Source organism: Alteromonas sp. G4i13, assembly GCF_054960505.1.
The window spans coordinates 1-5,270 of record NZ_JBHNYX010000085.1 but is presented as its reverse complement, the minus strand read 5'-3'; the positions used below and the strand labels follow the sequence as shown (position 1 = coordinate 5,270).

The window sequence follows — 5,270 nt, the reverse complement described above, 5'->3', positions numbered from 1 at the left end:
GGCGAACCCTGAAGTTCGCCTTTCTTCTCATTGCTTTTTACCGAAGTGCACTACTCGGCCGATTTCTCAGCGACCATGATAGTTTTGATATTGACGAATTCACGCATACCATAGCCTCCGTGCTCACGACCGTAACCGCTGTCTTTCACACCACCAAAAGGTAAGTTTGGTTGTGCCAAAGAGTACCCATTGATATTAACCATACCGGTATCAAATTCATCTTTCGCCAATGCTATTGCTTTGTCGGTATCTGTACTGAAGATACCGCCGCCCAAGCCATAACGTGAATCATTTGCTACTTCCATGGCTTGCTTGTCGTCGCGCACGCGAATGAGCGACGCAACTGGTCCAAATAGCTCATCATCATAAGCGGGCATACCTGGCGATACATCTTCCAGCACCGTAATTGGGTAGAAATAACCATCAGAGTCTGGAATTTCTCCACCCAGTGATAGCGTAGCGCCGTTTTCTAGCGACTTTTTCACTTGCTCATGAAGTTCATCGCGCAAGTCTTCTCTCGCCATTGGGCCCAAATCCGTGTTTTCGTTTGTGGGGTCGCCAACTTTTAGCTTTTTACACTGCGCCACAAATTTGTCTCGGAATTCTTCATAGACGCTATCCACAATAACAAAGCGTTTAGCCGCCACACAGGTTTCACCGTTATTAATAACGCGTCCTTGGATACACATTTCTACAGCATGGTCGATGTCAGCATCCTCTAACACCAAAAAGGCGTCGTTACTTCCAAGCTCCATTACGGTTTTCTTAGACAGGCTTGCAGCTTCCTTAGCCACTTCTTTACCTACTTCGTCACTCCCGGTAAAAGTAACGCCGCGAACGTATTTGTGCTTGATTAAGTCACTTGCCGTGCTGCCATCAATTAGCAGCGACTGGTAAACATTTTTAGGAAAGCCAGCATCTTCGTACATTTGCTGAATGGCTTGCGCCATACCAAACACGTTTTTAGCATGTTTCAGTACCGTGGTGTTACCCGCCATTATGTTTGAGGCGCTGTAACGAATAACTTGGTACAACGGAAAATTCCACGGTTGGATGCCAAGAATAACGCCAATGGGCTGGTACGTAATGATTGCTCGACCGCCTTCGAAAATGCGGTGTTCGTCTTCCAAAATTGAAGCGCCGTGCTCTGCCGTATAGCGGCATATTTCAGCGCATAGCTGCACTTCTTGCTTTCCTTGCGCGGTAACCTTACCCATTTCCCGTGTCATCAGGCTGGCGAGATCGTCAATTCGCTCTTCCATCAGGTTTGCAAGGTTATTAAATAAATCTGCGCGGGTCTCAAATGACGTACGGCGCCAGTTCAAATAGGCTTCTTGTGAACGGGTAACTGCTTGCTCGGCGTCCTCGGCTGACATCAAATGATAATGATCGATCTTTTCACCTGTAGCAGGGTTGTAGGTATTGATTGTCTCACTCATTGTCACTCTCCTTATTCCGTTTGGTCTGAAGGAAGTGCAACTAAAAAGCCAAGGTGTCAAAAAATATTTTTTAACCTATTTTCAATAATATAGAAGTAACTTGAAGTCTAAGTAATGGATAGTGTCAGAAAGGATCCAGAAAAGATTACCTATCGCAGTAAAGATTTCAGGGCGACCGTTGCGATCGCCTTATCATTTTTCCTAAGTAAGGATAACCTTGCGGCGCTCTGTTTGATTAACGGTGTAATGCGCCTTGTTGCACAGCACTAGAGGTTCAACACTAGTCAGTGTATAAGTCGGGGAAATGGAACTTTGCCATAGCAAGCGTTAACGCCACCTCATAAACACTTTGTCGCGAGGCGTGATTAAGAGTAAGCAAACCAATAGCCCCCCCTTTTTGCTTTATGTTTACTGTATCAAAGAGCTTGTCCATAACCGGCCCAAGTTCTTCGCCACGCTGTAGCGCCTGATATACGCTTACAGGAAGAGGCAAGCTTGCACTTCGCGTTACCGACCAGTGACCTTCATGGTATATCGCCACATAGGCAAAGGTAGCAGGACCATCTTCAAATACATCCACACCACCTTCAATTGCCACATACCACGCATCTGTGAGACCACCTTGATGATGAGCAAGCATGGCCTTCACGCGATTAATGGCGCCCAAGCGCGTTTCATCTTCATTCATTGGCTGGTCAGGCACGCCGCTTGGTACAGCCATACCCTGAGCGTCGAAATCGTGCTCTAGTGTGTCAGAGAGTGTATTGAGCGCAGCATTAATTTTTACCGGATTCAGCGACCCTACGTAAATTGTGTCAGAAACCATGTGCTTTCGTCCTTTAAAAACGTCCTTTCGAAACAGTCCCAACAGGGCTCTGCTTAATATCTTCTAGCATTAAACGGTAATCGCGCACCGCTGGAAACTCACTAATATTGCGATTTGGCAAAGTACTATCAGGGTTATCGACAGCAAGTAAATGTTTAATACCGTATGTCTTTGCCGCATTTAAAATTGGCAGTGAGTCATCGACAAATAAAGTGCGATGGGCATCGAACTTTACCCGTGCCTGTAATCTTTCCCATAGCAGCTGAGACTCTTTGGTTACGCCGAACTCATGGGTAGAGATGAGGTTGTCGATATGTGCGTCAAGCTGGGTATGCTCTATCTTTAGCGCCAAACTGTTTGGGTGCGCATTGGTCACTAATACCACCTGCCTGCCTGAGTCATGAAGCGCATCAAGGAACGGAATGGTATCGTCACGAAGGGCGAGCAAATGTGCCAGCTCACGCTTCAGCGGCATAAACTCATTTTCTAAGTCCATTTCAAGAGATTCAGCCCAGTAATCTAAGCAATACCATTGAATTTGCCCGAATACTGACTCATATCGCGCAGTCATTTCACGTTGACTCTGCGCCTCTGAAATTCCTCTTATTTGTGCTAATCGTTTAGGCAAATGATGTAGCCAGAACTGGTTGTCGTAATGAAGGTCCAGCAAAGTGCCGTCCATGTCTAACAGTACAGTTTCTATTTCATTCCAGGGCAGAAAGGGCAAGCGATTTTCCTTATAATGAAGTAAGCTAAGAAATTGTATACAAGTATGATAACAAAGTTGTAGCGATAGACATGCCAAAAATTGATCCGAACAAACCGTTACCACAAATTCATTCTCGTGAAATCGTTGCGCAAAGCAAACTCTTTAGGGTAGAACGCTTAGACCTTGAGTTTTCGAACGGCGCCACCCGTGAATTCGAGCGGATGGCTGGCGGAAACAGGGGCGCGGTAATGATAGTGCCTATGCTTGATGAAAACACCATGGTGTTAATTCGCGAATATGCAGCCGGCACACATTCGTATCAACTAGGCTTCCCAAAAGGTTTAATAGACCCTGGCGAAACTGCCATTGAAGCTGCTAATCGCGAACTACAAGAAGAGGCAGGCTTCGCGGCCAATGATCTTGTGGAGCTTCATAAGGTCAGCATGGCGCCCACTTTCTTTAACGCCAATATGACCATTGTTTTGGCTCGAGACTTGTATCCAAAGCAACTTGAAGGCGACGAACCTGAGCCTCTTGAGGTGATTCACTGGCCTTTAGATGAAGCAGATGCTTTACTTGCACGAGAAGACTTTGTAGAAGCACGCTGTATAGCCGCGCTGTTTTTAGCTCAAAAGTGGTTTAAGGAACAATAAACAATGCCCGATGACGCCCATGCCGACCTACTAGAACTTGCGAAAGAAATTGCCATCGAAGCCGGTGAAGCCGTATTAGAAGTATACGATAAAGGGGAGTTTGACGCTTATCAAAAAGACGATGAGTCTCCCGTTACCAGCGCAGATTATTTGGCAAACGATATCATCAACAAGCGCTTACAAGCCGCGACGCCTGATATCCCAATCCTCTCAGAGGAAAACAAACACGCAAGTTTAGAAGAGCGAAAGCATTGGCCTCGGTACTGGTTAATCGATCCCATCGACGGAACCCAAGAATTCATTGCTAGAAGCGGTGATTTCGCAGTAAACATTGCGCTAATAGAGAACAATGAGCCAACAATAGGCGTTATCTTTTGGCCTCCAGGGCAGTCGCTATATTACGCCCAGAAAGGCAAAGGTGCGTTTAAGTCATCACCTGATGGCGATCACCCAATTAGCGTACGTAAGCTAGACGACCCTAAAAATAGCGTGGTGATGATTGCAATAAGCCGTCGTCAGTCGAGAGAAAAAGTGCTCAGCAGAATGTGCGCTAAGCGCGTATACCAAACGCTTCCATTGGGAAGCTGTTCCCTGAAAGCCTGCTTTATTGCCGAAGGAAAAGCTGATGTGTTTATGCGCATCGGTATTACCGGCGAATGGGACACTGGCGCATCGCAATGCATTGTTTCTGAAGCGGGTGGGAGTATTGCCGCCGCTAACTTCGAACCTCTTACCTACAATCAGCGTCATTCGCTAGAGAACCCAGATTTTGTGGTAATGGGCGATCAAAGGGTGCCATGGCAAGATGTAGTCCAGTATGATGACTTCGTAAACCCACATCAGCACTAGCGCGTAATAATTTACTTAGCGCAGCGTGTTAACCTACGTATAATAGCGTAGTAATGTTGCTGGGCCACATTACTCTGGTAGTGGTTAAATCAAGCCAGATGGAACCAAAAAGTAAAAGGAGTAACCTATGATGACTACACGTATTCGCACGTTGTCTGCAGCATTGCTCGCATGTGGGCTAGCATTTCCCGCCGCAGCCGATTGGTCAATAGACGGCGAAACAAGTGCACTACACTTCTTATCGACGAAGAATGCACAAGTCACCGAAGTACATAAGTTTGATAGCTTTGATGGTACGCTGTCTGACGGTGGCAAACTTAACGTGGCGGTTGACTTATCGTCAGTGAATACAGCCATTGATATTCGCAACAAGCGAATGCAAGAGATGCTGTTCAACGTGACCAAGTTTGCACAAGCGACATTTGAGGCCAACTTGCCTGAGTCGATGATGAACCTGAAATCGGGCCAAGTTGTTAACGGGAAGGTAGACGGTATTTTGATGTTGCACGGAAAAGCCGTTCCTACGTCATTTGCTGTTAAAGCAAGTAAAGTAAACGACGATACGCTTACCGTATCAACCACGTCACCAACGTTAATTAAAGCAGAGTCTTTTGGACTTGCTGAAGGCGTAGCTGCACTTCAAAAAATTGCAGGGCTTAAGAGCATAACAACAACAGTACCCGTAACGTTTTCAGTTACGTTTACTCAATAAAACATTGTTATTGCCGCCGTCTATCGATAAAAAGCTAGGTGGCACGTGACTAAACGCAATAAAAAACCGCACACATGTGCGG

6 protein-coding genes are annotated in these 5,270 nt (G+C 46.1%); 3 read left to right on the top strand and 3 right to left on the bottom strand.

Annotated elements, in window-relative coordinates:
• Positions 1-50: 50 nt before the first annotated feature.
• The 3 genes from ACFI6J_RS21265 to yrfG form a co-directional block, all read right to left on the bottom strand.
• A complete protein-coding gene (locus ACFI6J_RS21265; protein WP_014951319.1) occupies positions 51-1,439 on the bottom strand; it encodes an NAD-dependent succinate-semialdehyde dehydrogenase in 1,389 nt (462 codons plus the stop codon).
• A 280-nt stretch (positions 1,440-1,719) separates the two neighbouring features.
• On the bottom strand, positions 1,720-2,265 hold the full coding sequence (gene yjjX / locus ACFI6J_RS21260; protein WP_014951320.1) for an inosine/xanthosine triphosphatase: 546 nt from the start codon (positions 2,263-2,265) through the stop codon (positions 1,720-1,722).
• Positions 2,266-2,278: 13 nt separating this feature from the next.
• Positions 2,279-2,992: a GMP/IMP nucleotidase gene (gene yrfG, locus ACFI6J_RS21255; protein WP_156087256.1), complete on the bottom strand. Its 714-nt coding sequence runs from the start codon at positions 2,990-2,992 to the stop codon at positions 2,279-2,281.
• A gap of 71 nt (positions 2,993-3,063) precedes the next feature.
• On the opposite strand from yrfG, the gene nudE reads away from it, so the two are divergent.
• From nudE to ACFI6J_RS21240, 3 genes are all read left to right on the top strand, one after another.
• Positions 3,064-3,627, top strand: a complete 564-nt coding sequence (gene nudE, locus ACFI6J_RS21250) for an ADP compounds hydrolase NudE (protein ID WP_014951322.1) — start codon at positions 3,064-3,066, stop codon at positions 3,625-3,627.
• 3 nt (positions 3,628-3,630) lie between these two features.
• Complete coding sequence (gene cysQ / locus ACFI6J_RS21245) at positions 3,631-4,476, top strand: 3'(2'),5'-bisphosphate nucleotidase CysQ (RefSeq protein ID WP_014951323.1); 846 nt, start codon at positions 3,631-3,633, stop codon at positions 4,474-4,476.
• Positions 4,477-4,603: 127 nt separating this feature from the next.
• On the top strand, positions 4,604-5,188 hold the full coding sequence (locus tag ACFI6J_RS21240; RefSeq protein ID WP_014977782.1) for a YceI family protein: 585 nt from the start codon (positions 4,604-4,606) through the stop codon (positions 5,186-5,188).
• Positions 5,189-5,270: the final 82 nt, after the last annotated feature.